This is a genomic window from Bacillus sp. FSL W8-1127 (assembly GCF_038006725.1).
Lineage (GTDB): Bacteria > Bacillota > Bacilli > Bacillales > DSM-4216 > Bacillus_O > Bacillus_O smithii.
This window is the reverse complement of the sequence record NZ_JBBOVU010000001.1, coordinates 909,997-928,690: the sequence shown is the minus strand read 5'-3', so window position 1 is coordinate 928,690 and position 18,694 is coordinate 909,997. Positions and strand designations below refer to the sequence as shown.

Annotated in this window: 18 protein-coding genes; 9 read left to right on the top strand and 9 right to left on the bottom strand. The window is 40.6% G+C overall.

Annotation, left to right across the window (positions count from 1 at the left end; translation table 11 throughout):
* The first annotated feature begins 77 nt into the window (after window positions 1-77).
* Window positions 78-638, top strand: a complete 561-nt coding sequence (locus tag NST12_RS04425; protein ID WP_341100387.1) for a DUF2777 family protein — start codon at window positions 78-80, stop codon at window positions 636-638.
* Between the two features lie 237 nt (window positions 639-875).
* On the opposite strand, the gene NST12_RS04420 is transcribed toward NST12_RS04425, so the two are convergent.
* From NST12_RS04420 to NST12_RS04410, 3 genes are all read right to left on the bottom strand, one after another.
* Window positions 876-1,259 carry a YisL family protein gene (locus tag NST12_RS04420; RefSeq protein WP_048624391.1) on the bottom strand — a complete coding sequence of 128 codons (384 nt, stop codon included), beginning with the start codon at window positions 1,257-1,259 and terminating at the stop codon, window positions 876-878.
* A 203-nt stretch (window positions 1,260-1,462) separates the two neighbouring features.
* Entirely contained in the window at window positions 1,463-2,365 is a 903-nt protein-coding gene (locus NST12_RS04415) for a fumarylacetoacetate hydrolase family protein (RefSeq protein WP_341028708.1), read from the bottom strand.
* A gap of 27 nt (window positions 2,366-2,392) precedes the next feature.
* Entirely contained in the window at window positions 2,393-3,559 is a 1,167-nt protein-coding gene (locus tag NST12_RS04410) for a DUF418 domain-containing protein (RefSeq protein WP_341028706.1), read from the bottom strand.
* Window positions 3,560-3,799: 240 nt separating this feature from the next.
* Here NST12_RS04410 and NST12_RS04405 point away from each other — a divergent pair, with 240 nt between their 5' ends.
* Genes NST12_RS04405 through NST12_RS04380 form a run of 6 tightly spaced genes read left to right on the top strand, consistent with a single transcriptional unit; the run spans window position 3,800 to window position 5,696 of the window.
* Window positions 3,800-4,021 carry a spore germination protein gene (locus NST12_RS04405; protein WP_003353720.1) on the top strand — a complete coding sequence of 74 codons (222 nt, stop codon included), beginning with the start codon at window positions 3,800-3,802 and terminating at the stop codon, window positions 4,019-4,021.
* 13 nt (window positions 4,022-4,034) lie between these two features.
* Window positions 4,035-4,262: a spore germination protein GerPB gene (locus NST12_RS04400; RefSeq protein WP_048622855.1), complete on the top strand. Its 228-nt coding sequence runs from the start codon at window positions 4,035-4,037 to the stop codon at window positions 4,260-4,262.
* A 15-nt stretch (window positions 4,263-4,277) separates the two neighbouring features.
* Window positions 4,278-4,898 carry a spore germination protein GerPC gene (gene gerPC, locus NST12_RS04395; RefSeq protein ID WP_048622854.1) on the top strand — a complete coding sequence of 207 codons (621 nt, stop codon included), beginning with the start codon at window positions 4,278-4,280 and terminating at the stop codon, window positions 4,896-4,898.
* On the top strand, window positions 4,873-5,052 hold the full coding sequence (locus NST12_RS04390) for a hypothetical protein (RefSeq protein ID WP_003353724.1): 180 nt from the start codon (window positions 4,873-4,875) through the stop codon (window positions 5,050-5,052). Before gerPC ends, NST12_RS04390 begins: the two co-directional genes overlap by 26 nt.
* Before the next feature lie 7 nt (window positions 5,053-5,059).
* The gene (locus tag NST12_RS04385; RefSeq protein WP_048622853.1) at window positions 5,060-5,476 is read left to right on the top strand and encodes a spore germination protein GerPE; all 417 of its coding nucleotides are present in this window, start codon (window positions 5,060-5,062) and stop codon (window positions 5,474-5,476) included.
* A gap of 1 nt (window position 5,477) precedes the next feature.
* Window positions 5,478-5,696 carry a spore germination protein gene (locus tag NST12_RS04380; protein WP_003353726.1) on the top strand — a complete coding sequence of 73 codons (219 nt, stop codon included), beginning with the start codon at window positions 5,478-5,480 and terminating at the stop codon, window positions 5,694-5,696.
* An 87-nt stretch (window positions 5,697-5,783) separates the two neighbouring features.
* Here NST12_RS04380 and addA read toward each other — a convergent pair whose 3' ends face one another.
* The 4 genes from addA to NST12_RS04360 all read right to left on the bottom strand — a co-directional run bounded on the left by addA (window position 5,784) and on the right by NST12_RS04360 (window position 15,212).
* Window positions 5,784-9,554, bottom strand: coding sequence for a helicase-exonuclease AddAB subunit AddA (addA, locus tag NST12_RS04375; protein WP_048622852.1), 3,771 nt, complete (start codon window positions 9,552-9,554; stop codon window positions 5,784-5,786).
* Window positions 9,554-13,036 carry a helicase-exonuclease AddAB subunit AddB gene (gene addB, locus NST12_RS04370; protein WP_341100383.1) on the bottom strand — a complete coding sequence of 1,161 codons (3,483 nt, stop codon included), beginning with the start codon at window positions 13,034-13,036 and terminating at the stop codon, window positions 9,554-9,556. The genes addA and addB overlap by 1 nt, the downstream gene beginning before the upstream one ends.
* A gap of 688 nt (window positions 13,037-13,724) precedes the next feature.
* The gene (locus NST12_RS04365) at window positions 13,725-14,456 is read right to left on the bottom strand and encodes an FUSC family protein (protein WP_341100381.1); all 732 of its coding nucleotides are present in this window, start codon (window positions 14,454-14,456) and stop codon (window positions 13,725-13,727) included.
* Between the two features lie 132 nt (window positions 14,457-14,588).
* Complete coding sequence (locus NST12_RS04360; protein ID WP_003353731.1) at window positions 14,589-15,212, bottom strand: TVP38/TMEM64 family protein; 624 nt, start codon at window positions 15,210-15,212, stop codon at window positions 14,589-14,591.
* A gap of 253 nt (window positions 15,213-15,465) precedes the next feature.
* Here NST12_RS04360 and NST12_RS04355 point away from each other — a divergent pair, with 253 nt between their 5' ends.
* A complete protein-coding gene (locus NST12_RS04355) occupies window positions 15,466-15,858 on the top strand; it encodes a hypothetical protein (protein WP_048622849.1) in 393 nt (130 codons plus the stop codon).
* Between the two features lie 187 nt (window positions 15,859-16,045).
* Here NST12_RS04355 and NST12_RS04350 read toward each other — a convergent pair whose 3' ends face one another.
* Complete coding sequence (locus tag NST12_RS04350) at window positions 16,046-16,603, bottom strand: competence protein ComK (protein WP_048622848.1); 558 nt, start codon at window positions 16,601-16,603, stop codon at window positions 16,046-16,048.
* 192 nt (window positions 16,604-16,795) lie between these two features.
* Between NST12_RS04350 and NST12_RS04345 the strand changes: the two genes are divergently transcribed.
* Window positions 16,796-17,026: an IDEAL domain-containing protein gene (locus NST12_RS04345; protein WP_048622847.1), complete on the top strand. Its 231-nt coding sequence runs from the start codon at window positions 16,796-16,798 to the stop codon at window positions 17,024-17,026.
* Between the two features lie 376 nt (window positions 17,027-17,402).
* Here NST12_RS04345 and NST12_RS04340 read toward each other — a convergent pair whose 3' ends face one another.
* Window positions 17,403-18,674 (bottom strand): M48 family metallopeptidase, encoded by a 1,272-nt coding sequence (locus NST12_RS04340; RefSeq protein ID WP_048622846.1) that lies wholly within the window; start codon window positions 18,672-18,674, stop codon window positions 17,403-17,405.
* Window positions 18,675-18,694 lie beyond the last annotated feature (20 nt).

Here is an 18,694-nt window from a genome sequence, read left to right as displayed (position 1 = left end):
GTCCTTTTCCATGAATGAAAAGGTAGGAAATTGTCAATAAATGAAAATATCCGTTTAATACGACAGGAGAATCATCAATGGGAAAGTGGGACAGGAATCAGTTGTTGGAACAACAAATCCGGTCTTATCAACAAGGAGTGGTGGAATATATACGTCAAGAATGGATCTTTTTTGATGACGAAAGTGATGAAGCCATCAATTTAGATTTGTTTGAACAAAAAGAAGTGCAGCTTTACCGCCAACAACAATGGATCCATGGAATTCTTACCGGTGACGGTGCCGTTCAAACTGAATCGAAGCTGATTATGCTGCATGATTCCGATCAGCTGAGGATAAAAAAAAGTCTAGTCTATTCGTTGGAATTGCTGTTGGATGAATTAAACGATGACGCCTTTTTGCACTTCCTTTCCGGATTGAACAGCATGCAGTTTTCCATTTATGACTGTATTTATTGCCATAATCACTTGTCCTTTTTAAATCGGAATGACATTCGTCAAGGAACGAATTTTATCATTTTCGATAACGGTGACCAAATATGCTCCGTGCACCATCATTTCAGCTATATGGAAAAAAGAAGCGATCGATTTGAATTAACAATCAATACCGGAAAAAGAATTATTTTAGAAAAACTGGAATAAAAAAATCCCGGAATCATTACGAAAACGGGATTTTTTTCTTTCAAACTTCGTTATTCCGTTTACATACGCTAAAAAAGAGATGGAAACTTCGCCTTACTTAACTTGTCCATCTCCATCTTTACAACATAAATGCCGTTATTTCAAAATCGGATCTCTTTAACGCAAACTTTCAAAAAGCAAATATTCTCTTTTCTAAAAGTGGCCGGACATCGTTTGAAAAGATCCATCCGCTCTTTTTTAAGCGAAGAAATGAAAGCCAAGCGGAAGCTTAAATCCAATATAAAATACGGCAATAAAAGCCAAAATCAGAATGATCCAATAAACCGTTGCACTCTTTCCTTTTTTTAAACGAACCAATGTCATTTCCATCATACCAATCACGATCAATCCAACCAACAGTTTTATTCCGTACAGCATTTCATTGATGGCATGATTCTTCATAAACAGGAACAAACCTGTCAGAAAGACAAATACATAAAATAAGCGCAAGATCATATGCGTTATATTCAAACTTTTTTTGTTTTGACCTCTCGACAGTCCAAGAGCAACGAGAAACAATATAATGGCGATGACCCACGTCGTAATATGCAAATGGGTATTATAAAAAAGAACACTTTCCATGAAGATGTTTCCTCCCTCTTTTTCTTTCATCCTTAAAAGGCTAATCATTTTCAAAACGTTCTTTCCATTCATATGGATTTTAGAAGCTTGAAACACCGTTCACCCAGTGGAATTCGTCGGCAACACCATTTGCCAAAGCAGACTTTTCCTAATCACCGTCGCCGTAATCGGTTAAATGTTCGTCGGCTACTTCAAATTCCCTATTACTGCACTTGGTTTCGCAGTGTTCCGATGCCTTCAATGGTAATTTCAACAACGTCTCCGGCCTTTAAGAGTTTCGGAGGTTGAAAACCAAGGCCTACACCAGCAGGAGTTCCCGTCGCGATCACATCTCCGGGTTCCAATGTCATCCCTTTAGAAAGGGTTTCTATTATTTCTTCAATCGAGAAAATAAAATGTCGTGTATTAGACATTTGCCTCACTTCTCCATTCACTCTTGTTTCTATGCCCAAATTGCCTGGATCCGGCACCTCGTCTTTCGTGACAATCCAAGGTCCCATCGGGCATGAACAGTCAAGGCTTTTTCCCAGAAAATATTGTACATGACGCTTTTGCAAATCCCTTGCCGTCACGTCATTAATGATGGTATACCCGAAGACATAATCTAAAGCTTCTTCTTTTTGAATTCCTTTTCCTTTTTTTCCAATAATAACGGCCAATTCACCTTCATAATCAAGGGCTTCCGTCACATCCGTATAAGCAGGAATCGGATGCAAATGGCCAGTGACGGTTGTCGGTGCTTTCGAAAAAACGATCAGATGTTCAGGCACCCCATCTTTTCCACCCAATTCCACCGCATGATCTCGATAGTTTTTTCCAATGCAAATCACATTTTTTAATGGCCGCGGAATGGGTGCCAACAGTTCCACATCTTCCCATTTGAACGCCCACGGACGGTTGCGTTGACCCTGTTCCCAGTTTAATAGAGTATGTACTTTTTGCAAGAAGAGATCTCCTAATCCTAACGCCTCTACAAGCTGTTCAGGAAGATCGGAATAGCCGTTTCTTTGTTCATCCATTTTTTTTACGTCCAAAATCAATTGTTTTTGTTCATCGTAAACGCCATAGCCATCATATTTCCCCGTACGGAAACTGACCCATTTCATGTCCTTCACCCCCATCTATTTTCCCCGTCATGCTGTTTTTCTGCCGTAGACCAGCATTTTCCACACGTTTTCCAAAGGCCCTTGTTGAAATTTGGAGAGCCACATTTCCGATAAAATCAATTGGATGAGATAAAGGGTAAATGCCAGCCACGAGCCGGTGATTAAATCCATTTTACCATATAAAGCTAATCCATAATGGTAAAAAAGCAAAGACCCTATCAAAGATTGAAATAAATAATTCGTCAACGACATTCTTCCCGCCTGTGCGATCCATTTGCTGTATTTCTGGCCGTATGGATTGCGGACAATGATCATGACAGCTAATGCATAAGCAACGGAAAGCAACGGTCCGCCAAGCGAATCTTGCACATATTGATAAGCCATGTTCTGACCAAAAAAGAACGGAAGCAATTTCAAGAAGATTCCTGCTGCCATGAACATAAGCAGCAAAGTAAGATTGAGCTTTTTATGCTTTTCAATCGATTCAACCAAATGAAGTTTTCCGGCCCCCGCCCCTATCAAAAACATAGGAAAAATAGACAAAAGCACCGAAAAAAAATGAGTCGAGCCGTTGACAGAATACCAATCAACGAGACGCTGCTTCGTAATACTCCAAAAAGAACCGGTACTGTATGCTTGAATAGAATGTTGAATGCCGTTCATATCCGACCAAAAAGCAGTGCTTTCAGGATTTATGATCGATGTCATAATCAATAGAATGCTTAAGAATAAATGCGGAATAAGATATAATACGCTGCCAAATATGATTAAGGTACGTCCTCGTCCTTTCATAAACAAAAGCAAAAGAAAGCCGCATACCGAATAATTCAATAAGATATCTCCAGACCAAATAAATACGATATGAAGAATTCCTGCCACCATCAGCACCAACAGACGTTTTGACTCCAGCAAAAAAAAGTTCTGTTTCAATCTTTCTTGCTGCAAAGACATGCTGTATCCGAACAGCATGGCAAACAACGGATAAAAACTCGCTTGGACCAAAACATCGATCCACGCATAATGGGCATAATCGCTCGGGCTATTCCACCAATGATAAGGATCATAATAAAGATAAGGAGAATGAAATGAAATCATGTTGACTAAGAAAATGCCAAGCAGCGATATCCCTCTCATGACATCCAGCGACAATATCCGCTTATTGGGATGAAGCGGCGTTCTATTTTCCTCCCCCATTACCATTCCTCCAAATCATCATTTTCAAACATTCAGGCAATCCGACCAGTTATTTTTTCTATAGGCTTATGTATCACATCTTCCCGACCCCCACATATAATAAAGCAGAACGCGCAGCTTAGCCAGATGCTGAATCCTTGATTCAGACAATAACAGCCATCAAATTCGAATAGTCTATTGATAATCAAACGGTGAACTTATGATCAGAATCAAGACTCTCAAAAAAGGATGTGAACGGCGATGCCAGCTTATGTGGGTGCCGTTCAAGTGATAAATGTCAGCTCGAGTGGCGTCTTTCATATCGGGGATGTCATACAAATTCGCCCCATTTCCAATACGAAAACCTTTTCCGGCGCCGGATCATTCAATACCGGAGACGGCTTGGCCATTTATAACCAATATTCAGCCACTAACACATTGGACAACGATGGAATCGACCAAGGCATAAACTTTAACCTTTAAAGAGGGATTTTTTATGAATATTTACGTCCAACAATCAATTCAAATTCGTATGATCAAAATCGGCAGCCTGACCAATTCATCCGTACTTCAAATCGGTACGCTCGGCTCCAGTCGGTCTATTGCCAATTTATATAATACCGGCGGTTTTACAGAACCGGCCCCCGAATTGTCACAAAACATTCTCAACAAACCATATTCCTCATTGCCCATACTTGTCCCGCTGCAGCCGCCTACTGCGTAATGTTGAGGTGATAAAATGTATAATTACTCTTCTATTTTCCATCAATTATATCAATATATCGGAGAGCAGCATCAAAAAATTGAAGTGCTGAAACGGGAAATACAATCCATTAAAGATCAATTGCAAGACATGAAAAAGAAGCCGGTTATGAACGTGGAAAAAATGGAATATCGATTTGATCAGTTGAAAGTCGATACGTTAGAAGGGACGTTGAATATTGGTATGAATCCCGCAGATACGGCAGAAATGGCTGATATGGCTCTTCCCTTTTCTGACCAATCGGCCCTGCCTCCGCTTGAGTACGCCCAACTGCTTTTAAACACGTATGCTGCCATGAATGAATATATTAATAATGAACTGCCGGACTGGCTCCGCCATCAGGAAGTTCTTCAAAAACGAAAAGTAGAGCCTTCCGTTTACTCAGTCATCAAAACCGATCTTGCTAAACAATTGCCGGAACGTATACAATTTTATATTCAACAGCTCGCTCACCGTCATAAAGACTCTTCTCTCATACAACAAGAGGTGCTCGAAAAAACAAAATTGGATATTCAACAAGCTATTGTCCGCTTTTTAACTGCCATGCCTGACCAGAAAGGTGGAACATTCAATGAACCTCCAAGTCAGCAATCATGAATTAAAAGTTGCCAATATTAAAATTACTGGTGTATCCAGTTCTTCGCTTGTATTAATTGGAGATGCGAACCAAATCCAACTGTTTTCCGCTTTCGATACCCCTCCGGAAGCTTTGATCGTGGGACCTTTTGTTCCATTTTCACCTAGGGGGTAATCGTCTTATGCCAGTCCGATCTTCTGTAGTAGACAATATTCATTTAACGACTCTTCTCTTCAGTTCGGTTTTCAATATCGGCGATGTCGAAAATATCGCATCAAGAGCCAATGTATTGGCCGTTCAGCATACAAAGCAATTTTTCTTTTTAGATGAATATCCTTTTTTATCTTTTCCGATTTTTTCGGAACCTCTTCATTTTCAGCTTGGAGAACCGGGACACTCAGTCCAAACGTTCCATGTAAACCCCGTCATCCATGTTGGAAATCTTTCCATCATCGGAACATCTGCGTCTGCAGTGATTCAAATTGGTTCGCTAGTTAACGGTGTTTTTGATTCAAGAGTAAAACATATTCGTCATATTGAAAACATTGAAAACGTTAAAAACATGGAGACGAAAAATCTTATGCCAAAGGATGTTTGATATGCCGTCTGTAATCGGATCTGCCCAATTCATACACGTGAGCAACGGAGTGGTGCAATTTGGCGATACCGCTTTTATTTCGCCAAAATCAGCCTCAAGAACGTCGGCAGGCGCCGGCGGTTTTAATACCGGACCATTTATCGTGACCTATTCAGGGCTCAGCACGAATCCAACTATAACAACAAGTGTCTTCGACCAGCCTCTTGCTGGAAATAATTGATCATAAAGATACAGCCGGCTAAAAGCCCCTTCTTTTTACGGCTTTCAGCCGGCTTATTGATGATCCGTGAAGCAGATGTGGTTCCTTTCATAATCGGTCGTTTATCTCTATAAGACGGCCACCGTCAAAAAAGTATAAATAGGCTTCAGAAAGCGGCCGCTTTAAAATTTGCTCCACCGCTCTTGTATATAAAGCTATTTGAATACGATAGCGATTTTCCAATACTTGAACAACATCCTTCCCGCCTTTTACGAATCGGTCCATTCGATCTGTTTTATAATCCAACAAAACAAGCTGACCATTCTCCTCGAATAAGCAATCAATGATGCCTTGAACTAAAACGGAATCCGCTACATCCTTCCATTTTTCGTTCAATTCCTTCGCTTCTATCGCCATACTAAATGGCACCTCTCGCCAAATTCGATCAGCGCGGATAAGGCGTTTTCCGACAGAAGTTTCAAAGAAACCTAGAATTTCTTCAATATGAATCGCTTCCGCTTGTTCAGCGGTAATCAATTCTTTCTGTCGCAGCTGAGCAACCAATTCAATGATCGATTCCTTCGTTGGAAAAACGCTTAGCGGAATATGCTGCATGACAGCATGCATGGCCGTTCCTATTTCAGCGGGTGTTAATTTTTTTTCTTGCATAAACTTCGGCCGCTCAAAAATAGGTTTTTCATGTCGGCGAATAAGATCGGTACCAGCTGTTTCGTCAGGCATTTCAAATAATCTTTTCAGTTCGGAAACCGATTGTTTAGAACGAAGCCGCACTGAATCAGCAAATGGATATTTCCACTCCAATTGCTTTGTAATCTCTTTTTGAAATGAAGATTCAAATGGAACGATTTTTCCTTTTTCCACCAGTTCAGCCCATCCGTTTTCTTCTTGACTCTCGTTCGTTACTGTTTCTTTAAACTCATCTTTATGGTAAAGATGGACCAACCATTTTGAAGGATGATGCCAAATTTCTTGTATTTCCGAAGGAGAGTCCGTTTCATCTTCATGAAGTAAACATGCGTCTCTATGACGGACAAGCGCCGGACCGATCCAATCCAAATAACAATTGGCATTGGCCCTGTCGTATTCGCTCAATAACCAGTCTGGCCGGCTTAGTGCCTTTTTCCAAGAAGATATGGCCTTTTCGGCATTTTTTAACGTTCCTATTAAATATAACTTTTCTTTCGCACGGGTTAAGGCAACATATAGCACCCGCATTTCCTCAGCTATTGATTCCAACCTTTTTTTTCTTTTAAAGGCCATTTGAATAATCGTTGGATAACTGATTCTTTTTTCAACATTTACATAGCTGCTGGCAAAACCGTACTCTTTGTCCATTAAATACGATTTTTTAAGATCCTCGAAGTTAAACTGTTTGCCAAGACCGGCCACAAAGACGACAGGAAATTCCAGTCCTTTGCTTGCATGTATCGTCATAAGTCGAACGACATCTTCTTGTTCGCTAAGAGCTCGTGCAGCTCCTAAATCGTCCCCGCGTTCATTCATCCGTTCAATAAAGCGCAAAAACCGGAACAGCCCTCGAAACGATGTGCTTTCATATTGGCGAGCGCGATCGTATAATGCCCTTAAATTGGCTTGCCGCTGTTTGCCTCCAGGGAGCCCGCCCACAAATTCATAAAATCCTGTATCACGATATAGCTGCCAGATCAGTTCTGAAAGACTTCCCGTACGTGCCTTCGATCTCCATTTAGGAAGCTCTTTTGCAAATAAACTCACTTTTTCATGGAGTTCTTCTTCAGACGGTTTCGGAACCGCTTGAATAAAGGCTTTTAGTGCATCATAATAGCTTCCTTTTTTAGAATGAAGGCGGATTTTTGCCAATTCATCTTCTGAACAGTTTACGATCGGCGAGCGAAGAACGGAAGCAAGAGGTATATCTTGATAAGGATTGTCGATGACTTTTAAAAGAGACATCATAATAGCGATTTCCGTCGCATTGAAATATCCAGTAGACAAATCGGCATAAACGGGTATTCCGGCCTTTTTAAATTCTTCCATGATCTCTGGCGCCCACGTCATGGACCGCAATAAAATAACGATATCCCGGTATTGGATCGGGCGATGAGTTTGCGTTTTCGGATCAAAAATAGGTTTTCGTTCCAAAATTAATTCCCGGATTTTCCCCGCCATCCATCGCGACTCGATTTGCGATTGCTCCAAATCTTCTTCGTCGAATAAAGCTTGATCCGCATATTCCTCGGTCGAAACAGCGCGTTCCTGTTTTTCTCCTTGGTCCATCAAGACCACTTCTACCGGATATTCTTCCTCTTCAGGATAAGATGAACCTTTAACAAGTTCCGCCTGTTCATCGTATTCAATTTCTCCCACTTTAGCACCCATGATCTGTTTAAAAAGAAAATTCGTTCCTGCAAGGACTTCATACCGGCTGCGAAAATTTTTCGAAAGGTCGATTTTTAGCCCGCTTCCTTCCCCGTCTGCCGTAAACCGGCGGTATTTCTCTAAGAACAGATTTGGTTCTGCCAGTCGGAAACGATAAATAGACTGCTTCACATCTCCAACCATAAACAAATTTCCGTCTGTCTCCGGTCTCTTGGAAACGAGTTGAAGAATGGCTTCTTGAACTAGATTCGTATCTTGATATTCATCCACCAATACTTCTTTGAATCGATGTTGATAATACAAAGCGGCTTCCGAAGGTACTCGCTCGCCATTAGATTCCGATTCCGTCAAAATCGCCAAGCAATAATGTTCCAGGTCGGAGAAATCGACCAGCCCTTTTTCTCTCTTTTTTTCTTGGTAGCGGTTCATAAACGCTTTTACTAAATAAGCCAATGTTTCGACAACGTCTTTCATCTCTTTCAAATCCCGTAAATAGTAGCGAGGATTTCTTGAAAAATAGTCGTCTTTTATCTTTTGTATGATTTTCTTCGCCTGATCCCGTATGTTTTTTGATTCATCCACGAGGGTTTTGTCGTACTCTGATCCTCGGCAGCTTTTTAATCTATCAAAAGTCACGTTTTGAAACTTTTCGTATAAATCTTGCCAAGAATCCTTTGCGGCTAAAAGGCTTTCGACCATCTCCAGATCAATCAAAAAGTTTTCCGCCCGAGGAGCCGGACCACCCGGCCTCTTCGTCAGCTCTAATCCCTCGCGAAGGAGCTGGAAGGCAATTTCCAACTGCAGTCCAATTTCAAATTTCAGTGCCCCTAAAAACGGCAATTCATCTATGGAATCCTCTTCATTCACATCATACATATCGGCTAACTGTTCCAACCATAATTCCGGATTCGGATGAGATTGTGAAAAAAAATACAACTTATTCACTAAATCCTGAAGTTCTGCATCGCTACGGTCGTTGGAAAAAGTTTCAACCAATTGGTAAAAGCGATCGTTTCCTTCTTTTCCGTATTCTTCTTCAAAAAGTTCATCGAGCGCTTCCTCTCGAAGAAGCGTTCCTTCCATATTCTCAACAATCCGAAACGCCGGATCGATATCGATCAAATAGTAAAATTTTTGAATCACTTCTAAGCAAAAAGAATGAAGAGTGGAAATGGACGCTCGGTTCAGAAGGCCTAATTGTTTACGCAAATGCTCTGAATTTGGCTGCTGATTGGCGGCTTCTTCTAAAGCCTGTCCAATTCGATGTTTCATTTCTGCAGCAGAAGCATTTGTAAATGTGACCACCAATAATTCATCCACATCCACCGGATTTTTGCGACTGGTGATTTTTTGGATAATCCGTTCCACCAAGACAGCCGTTTTTCCAGAGCCTGCCGCTGCGGCCACTAATATATCTTGTCCGTCCGCCATGATCGCTTTCCATTGATCGTCTGTCCAACTTACATGATCCGGTTTTAACGGAATTGGATATTTGCCCATCATTGCTCGCCCCTTTCGCGTATCAACTTTAATACATCTTCATCTTTTAGAGGTATGATGATTCGATATCGATTTTCCTCAAAACTTGGGTCAAACTGGCACAGTGAACGGAAAGAACAAAATTCGCAAGGTGTTTTCTTTTTATATTTGTATGGGGCAATATCGATTTTCCCGGAGACAATATCATTGCCGGTCTTTTCATAGAACTTCCGTACATATTTTCTCAGCGATTCAAAATCATTATCAGAAGCTGCTTTTGAACGCGCGTTAAGCGTTCCGTCTTTTTTCAGTCCGGCGGAAATGATGGCCGAATCCCCCGTTTCCAAAGTTTGATCCATCAATCGGACCACGTTCGGATCGCTTAGCACAAGTCCTTTCATTTTGTATTGTTTAAAAATTTCTTCTTCCACCTCGTCCATCGTCAGCATTTTATTCGTTTTCAGCATCGGATTATGGACATGGAAATACAACACTCCGGCAGGCAATGCAGGGGTTCCTATCAACTGTTCCGAATTCGCCAACACAATATCTAAATACGTCAACATTTGAAGAGCAAGACCATAATAAACTTCTGTTAAATCAAGATCCTTGCTGCTGGATTTATAATCAATCACCCTTAAAAATACACTACTGTTTTCTTCCGCTTTATCAACACGATCGATTCTTCCAGCCAGCTCCATTTTGATGCCGTTTTTCAAAGTGAACGTAAAAGGCGGAAGTTCTGCTTTTGGTCCAAATCCTAATTCCAGCCCGATTGGCTCAAACCCGCTTGCCCGTGAATGTTCGCTTAAAATGTAAGAAGCCTTGCTGATAATAGATTCAAGCTTTTTCTTAATATAATGATAGCGGTTCGAACTCAATAAAATTTGATTTTGCAGCTTTGGCGCCAAATATTGAATCGATTCTCTTGCCAATTGCGCACACTGATCTTTCGTCAATGTCTTCCAGCCGAGACCTCTTTTTTTCACTTCATCGGCCATCCATTTTAACGCTCCGTGGAACAGCTCACCGATATCGGGAGCTTCTAAACGGAACACCTCTCGTTCTCGAAGACCGAGCCCGAATCGAGCAAAATGGGAAAACGGACAGCCATGGAAAAGCTCCATTCTCGAAACGCTAGCCAAAATATGGTCTCCGTAAAGCTCTTTGCTTGTTTCCTCTGTTAAATTCTTCGCTTCATTTCGATAAAACAAACTGGACAAAATTCTCCTTGCCTTCCACTTCCAATCTTGGTGGCTCATATAAAAATTGTAGACATCCCACCAAATGGAATACATTGGATAATTCCGTAATTTAAGCTGAATTTGAGACGTTAAATACGAAATAGCCGTCCCCGGATGGGAAATGTAAGACAGTTGATCCTGCTCCTCCAGTTCGGAAGGATCGTTCAACAATAGCTGTTCTTTTATATTCGGATATATTTCCTTCATTCTTTTGATGTAGAGGGAAGGAAGCAAAGCTTTCCCTTCTTCATTAGCGATCGGGTAAGATAGATAAAGTTGTTCAGATGGAGTTGTAAACGCTTTGTAAGCAATAAACTCTTCATTCAGCAACCTGGTTTTGCTCGTTGGTGCAAGCTTCATCCCTAATGAAGCCATCCGTTCCCTCTCTTCATCCGTCAAAATACCTTCCTCTGCCATTTTGGCCGGCAAAACTCCATCGTTCACTCCGACGATAAATGCGGTCTTGATATCCGAAAGACGTGACAATTCCAAATCGGCGATGATGACTTGATCGGCAGATGGTGGAACATTGGTAAATCGCATCGATTCAATGCCCGCTTCGAGGATCGTTGCGAATTTCTTCAGCGTAAAAGGCTGGTCGCCAAGCATCTCTACAAACTCGTCCAGCAATCCAATGATAGCATTCCACGCTTGTTCATGATCACGAGCTGCCAGTAAATCCCCGTTTTCTTCAGCTTCCATACTGAATCTTTCCAGTTTCGCCGGAATATCCAGTTCCTCAAAATACTTATAAAGCGCCTCGCAAAAATCTCTTCCGTTTTTCGCTTGACGAAACCGTCGATCGAGCCGTAAAACAGGCGTTCGAATCATATCCCGCAATTCGTTTATTTCTTCCTCCATCGCCCGCTCCTCGTCCGTTTGCGGTGCGTCCGTCAGCTCAAGTCCTCTGTATCTTCTGTAAACCCAGCGTTTTTTTGTTGTCCACAGTTCCCCTTTCACTCCGTGAGCCAAACAATAGTTTTCAAACCGGTCTATTTTTTCCCTTATCTGCTCTGCTTTCATCTTGAAAGGATAAAGAAGCTCTGTTTTGACAGCGCGAAAAACCGGTTCATAACGCCAAAAGCTAGTTAAAATTTCAAGACTGGAACGAATCAATTCAATAAAAGGATGATTTAACATGGTTCTTTTTTGATCAATAAAAAACGGAATCTCGTAGTCATAAAAAATAGTTTCAATCAATTCCTGATAATCTTGTCCGTTTCTGACCAACACTGCTATCTCTTTATAACGATGATGATGTTCACGGACAAGTCTTCGGATTTCTCTTGCCACTCCTTCAATCTCTGCTCTCCTGTTCGCCGCCTCGAAAACAACGGGCGCGCCTTCCCCAATAAACGGCTTGGCCGGCCTTTTGTCAAAAAAGCGTTCCAAATGAATAAGACTCTGTTCCTTGCTGCGAACAAACTCCGTCATCATGATATTTTCTGTCGATATCCCGGAATCGCGGGCCATTTTCCACAAGGAAGCATAAGTTTCGCCAGTCATCCGGAACAAATCCGTTTCTCGCGGAAGTTCTTCTGAATAAGGACGGTCCAGTGTCAGCGCAATCGAAACTTGAGATGCAGCTTTCATCAATTCGTAGATCACCAAGTATTCTTGGGGAGTAAAACTGTGGAATCCATCGATATAAATTTGAGCGTCTTGCAAATACTCCGACTTTTGGATGGACTCCGCCAATAATTGAAAATAATCCTCCGATGCAATATAGCGGTCAACGAGATGATTTTCAAACTCTTCGTAAATCAAGTGGAGATCGTGCAATTTATCAATCAAAAGCTGGGCCTCTCCATTTTTCTCAAACTCCGTTCTCCTGGCCGCAAGTTCATCAGTGCCAACGCAATAGCGTTTCAGTTCAATAAGCGCTTTTTCCACATGCTGAATAAACCCCGATTTGTCTGCTGCTTTAGCAAAAAGCCGCAGATTCTCTTTTCTTTCTTCGATGATTTTTCGAATCAGCATATTTAAACCGGCTGAAGACAAGTGAATCCGAGCGAATCCTCCCGTTTCTTGAAGAACTTTCCATGCAAGACGCGAAAAACTATAAACTTGAGCACGCATCATGCCGTTCAATCCCGGAGTATTCACAAGCGTATATTCGGATAAAAAAGTCATTTGATCAGGGACTATATAAATAATCGGCTTTCCAGATGGATTTTCGATTAATTGGTGAGTAATTTCATCTATTATGAACTTCGTTTTTCCGGTTCCGGAACGTCCTAAAATAAAACGAACAGACATGCGATCACCTCTCCGGTTTTATGGTACCTTGACTGTCATACCCATTATAATACATTAAAAAAACGCCGTATCTCTTTTTGAAATAACCTAATTCTTTGTTTTGTCCGGTCATTGATTCCTGTCATTCGTACCAACATCTATTGTTACCAGAATAACAAACATACGTTCGTATTGTCAAATACAATCTTGTTCAACACGTAAATTTCACTTTTAAAGAATTATCCGGTTCGACAAAAAGGAAAGTTTATTAAAGGGGAACCGCAGCTGAATATGGCAGATTTATCTATCACCTTTGCAAAAGTGATCTCGAGTCCTAACCGATCTTATTATGAGCGGAAAAACAGAACGATTCTCATACGCATACAGTTATTTTGTTATTTTTTGCGCTGCTGGGAATATTGCAGCATGACTGGTACAAAAAGAGGTTGCAAAAAAAAAACGGAGCCTGCAGGATCCTGAGGTTTTACGGACGACTAAAATCGTGGATGGAAGAAGGAATCACGAAGGGGTGATAATGAAATAGCCAAACGAAATCAATGCATTTTTGCTCTCTGTTCCTACCAACATAGATTTTATACTCCGGATTATGATCAAATGCTACTATACGATCCACAGTCATGAAACAGCAGTTTAAGCTAAACCTTACTGAGAAATTAAAAGCCGTTGTCAAAGCATGTATCCAGCCGATTCAAAGAGAGGCGGCAAGCGGGTGTTGTTTCAGAACAGAGAGTAGATGTTGTGCATGCCACATAGCCGGAAAGTAAAATTTTTCATTTGAAAGGTTCTCATAATTCTTATGAAATGCAATATTTGCTATTGTTTTTCCGTCATTCCAATTGCGGAGGGAAGACTCCAACAAGAAAAGGGCTCCTGCGTCAAGCCAGACTGCCAAGGATTTCAGTTTATCCGCTAATATTTCAGGCAATTCTTCCACTTCTTTCATTGCTTTTTTTGTTAAATTAGGCGGATGGAAGAATTGTTGCAGCAACAGAGCCACGGCTACCCCAATGATGGAATCTCTGATTCGATCCAATCCATATCCCTCAAGCTTATGCTCAAATGCAAAAACGAGCAGTACGCTTAGTGCAATTTGGTGCAGCATAATGCCATCAGCCCCTAAATGGAGAGGGGTGACAAGACTGACCAGCATGACAATAGCCAATGACCAGGCATTCGCATGCAAAGAAGATGCGAGAATGAAAACAGACGCTGCCCCGATGATCGTTCCGACGATTCGAGCGATTCCAAATTGGATCGTTTTCATGATCGTCGTTTGTAAACAAAGAATGAGTGAAATCGGTCCTAAATAAGGATATTTTGAACCAAATAAAATGGCCGATTCCCATGAAACGGCTGATCCAATCACCATTTTGAGAATCAGGCTTATTTTTTCTGGCATTGTCAGCTTTATTTGCCCCACCTGCATCCCTCCTGATATGTAGCAAATATCAGGAATTAGTTTGGTTTTTCCAACACGATTTATGCAATGACGAAAAGGACCGTCCTCCACTGAAATCCGTTTTCAAGCAGGAGAACAGTCCTTTTTTCTTTTTTATGTACCAGGTTGCTTTCCCTTTTTGTGTTCTTTTTCATTCAATCGCAATTCCAGCCATTTCCCTGCAAGCCAAAGGATAAAAATCACGATCACCACGATCACGGTCCGAAGCGGCTTTTTAATAAGGGAAACGACATCATGGCCAATGAAGCTGATCGTGAATATCATCACCATTTTACCAGCCACTACAGCTATGAAATACTGGTATTTTTTTATATTGGAAAGCCCGGCCACTATATTGATGAGAGCAGACGGCGTAAACGGAAAGCACATCAATAAAAAGAGCGGGCCAAACCCATGTCTTTCCAGCCAGTTCATCAATTTGCTTACCTTCGGATGATTTTTCAGAAAGCGAAGCATTCTTCTTTGCCCGAATTTCCTGATCAATCCAAAAACAAGCAAAGCGCCGGCAACAGCTCCAACCCAGGAAAACAAAAATCCTAACCAGAGACCAAAAGCGTTGGCGTTGGCCATTACAAATAAAAACAGAGGCAAAAACGGAAAAAATGCCTCCATCATGGGAAGCAAAATTCCTGGTATCGGCCCAAATGAACGATATTTTCGGATTAAGTCCATTACGTGTTCAAGTGTAAACCCATTTGTCAGAGTCTCAAAATCCATTTAATTCCTTTTCCTCTCATTCAATCCTCTGTTAACCCCTATCACTATCATTTTTCCACATTCATTATCAAAAATCCGGCAGATTTTCCGGACAAAAAGAAGATGACTTTATTATTTTATCATAACGAGATCATTTATTTTAAACATTTACACCTAAAAAGCATGGAAAAGAGTCATGGCGTGAATACTTGAAATGATGGCTTCATCTCAGTAAAATATATACGAACAAATGTTCTTTTAGGGGAGAGTAAAGATGACAAGGATTCCTCCTGATGACCGTGATGTTTTAGAACAAGCTATTTATTTGCCTATGCTTTTAACCGTTTTAAATAGAGATCTAAAAGTGGTGGAAAAAAGCCCTTTTAAGCTGAGAAATCCTTATATAGATTGGATCGCCCAAACGATAAAAGAGGTACAAAAAGATTTGGCGAACACCCGCAAATATATGCGGGACCGCCGCATGAAAGCGGAAAAAGTCCGATCAGATGATTTATTTACGATGTATGTATTTTTATATAACGGCTATGAAGAGTATCATAATTACTTTAATCCGAGACTTCGCAATAAAGTAGAAGAGTTAATGAAATATTACTTGTTCGAACGATATCATAACCCATCTAATTCAGCCAATCCATCAAACGGATAAAAACAAACTCTTATTTCGCATAAAGGGAAGATCCGTGTTTAAGAAAGATCATGCTGGCAAGAAAGGCCTATTCCTTTACATTTCGCAATGGATCACTCGTCCACCTTTGAGGAATAAACCTTTCCGTCAGCACATGCCTTTTACTTTTAATGGAGCAAAGAACAAAGTGTTCCACTCTGGACTTCTTTTACCTGAAATGATAAGGGTGATAGCCTTCTAACGCCATTCTTTTGTCTGCATTCATCCCATATTTTTTTTCAATATGCTGCATTCTTTGTTCAAAACGAATTCTCAGCATGGCGGTACGCATAAACTGTGATTCAAAGGAGCTTCTAGAGATGGGGAGACGAAGTGATTTTCCATTGCTGAAGGTGACGGATGTTTCATAGGCATCAGCTCGGTCATAAGCCGCCACATGTTCGTGGTTGATCCATATGCAGTCGCTTTTTGCAGGAGACAATGTAGGAAACAAATAAATCGCATGAAACGGGTCCACAATGATCGGAGCTTTATGGGTAATGCCGATTAATTGTCGGGTCCCTTCTCTCCTGCCTGAATAAGACGCTCCATAGTACTTGCAGCTTCTTTTGACGACATCGAAAGGCTTCATCGTTGAAATATATTCATCCTCTACTTCCATAATTTTGGAATACACTTTTTGTCCATATTCTGCCGGAAGGATGATCATAGTTAAGGGATTGATCTCGTATTCTAACATCATTTTGTTTTTCTTTTCCTTTTCCATAGCCATTTTCTCCTTTCTTCTTTTTCCATTTTTTGATTAGCATACCATCTTTTCAAATGAATGTCTCATTCCTTTTCAAAAAACACCGATTTTTCATTTTTCAGGTAAAATTTTTCAAAAAATTATAAAATTTCAGTTGAATATTTGTCTCAAATTCCATATAATAAAAAAAAGGCATTCGAGGTGAGCGAAATGGAAAGTAAAAGATCTTATACCGAGATGATGAAGTCGAATGGAGCGCCACTCAGCCACGAGAATATGATTGATGTTTACATCGATATGCTTTTGAATGAAATCTTGTTGAACAAGGAAAAGAAACAGCTGATGGAAGAAATCGACAAAACATTGGATGCAAGAGATCGAGAATCCTTCCTTGAACTTTCCGCCAAATTGATTGAATTAGAAAAACGCTTTGGTATTTAAAAAGATACTTCTCTACATTAATCCTCACGTAAAACCAACTCATAATCATCATAAGGATTTCCCCGGACAAACGGTAAATATCCCGTATCCTTAACAGATACGGGAACCTTTTTGAGCATTTCCCCCACTTGTTTTTGTAAAAAACCGACATTCCACAATCATTGTGAACGAGAATGCAAGTGCCATGAATAGAAACGAGTCATTAGCCATTCGTTTTTATAGAAAGAGAAACAATAAATCCGGAAAAAATGTAATCCCTTGGTAACCAACAACAAAACCCAAGGGATTAGCGACTTGTCTATAAACTTCATCCTTTTAGAATAAATTATCACATTCTACTTTGGTCATGAACTGTCATTTTTCCGGCTGTCCCAAATTATTTCTGTTTTATTGGATAAGTTTCCACCATATGAATCCGTTCAAGCATCGTAGGATGGGTATAACGAAAAATTTTCACCAGAAGCGGCGGATTCACTTGGCTCAGTCCCGATTTTGTCAATTCCTGAAATGATTCTATGGCTGCTTCCTTATTTTTCGTCATTTCGATTGCATAGCGGTCCGCACGCGTTTCTTCATACCTGGAAGCCAGATTGGAAATAGGACTGGATGCAAACACCAATATGGAAATAATCAACAAGAAGAGCGGTAATGTTCTTAATTGAGAGATCGATTGGATATGGAGCTTTTGGCCATGGCGATCAATCCATCGCGCCATCCATTTGGCTGTAATCCAAAAACCGACGAACGCGAGAAGCAAATAGCCGGCAATGCCAAAATAAATATGCTTTTCAACATAATGGCACATCTCATGAGCCATGATAAACAAAATTTCATTGTCATTCAGCTTTTGAAGAGTCGTATCCCATAAAACAATCCGAGAATGAGAACCTACTCCCGTCACATAAGCATTTAAAGCATGAGTTTTCTCCGACATATCCACTTCATACACATGATTCGCCGGAATATGGGCTTTATCAGCCAATGACAAAATTTTAGATTCCAATTGTTTGTCTTTCATCGGATAAAAGTGGTTATACAAAGGATCAATCCATACCGGCTGTACGTACATTAAAAAAAAGGTAAACGGAACAAATAAGATCCAAGAAGCAAGCCACCATTTTTTGGGAAACCGCTTCATGAGCCCATACAAAATCGTCACTAATACCAACATGATCAAATAATTGACCCAAAAATCGATCACGTTGTCTTTCATCCATCCGCCGAATTCTTGAGCTGAGATATGATAGGTTTTCGAAAAATGATACGACAAATATCGAATGGGAAACATTAATACAAATGTGAGGAGAGATAACCAGAATAAATAAACAGCATTCCGAACGAACTGAAATCGGGATGCTTGATTGGCCCATTTTTCAAAAACAGTTGAAACTCCAAAGATGAGAATAAACAAATAAAGAAGCCATTCATAAGGTGTGGACAAAAAGAACAACAAATCCCGAATTTTTGAATATTCCTCGCTTAGAACTAATTCACGAGAATTTAAAAATGTCGCCGGATCGGCGCTCGTTCCTTTATATATATCCGGTACACTGCTGTTGGCAAATACAAACAAGTAATAATATATGCATAAGCCAAACAATAGATAGGCAGCTATTGCCCACAGACCCCATTTTTTCAACTCTCCCATCCCCCTTTCCTATCTTTGTC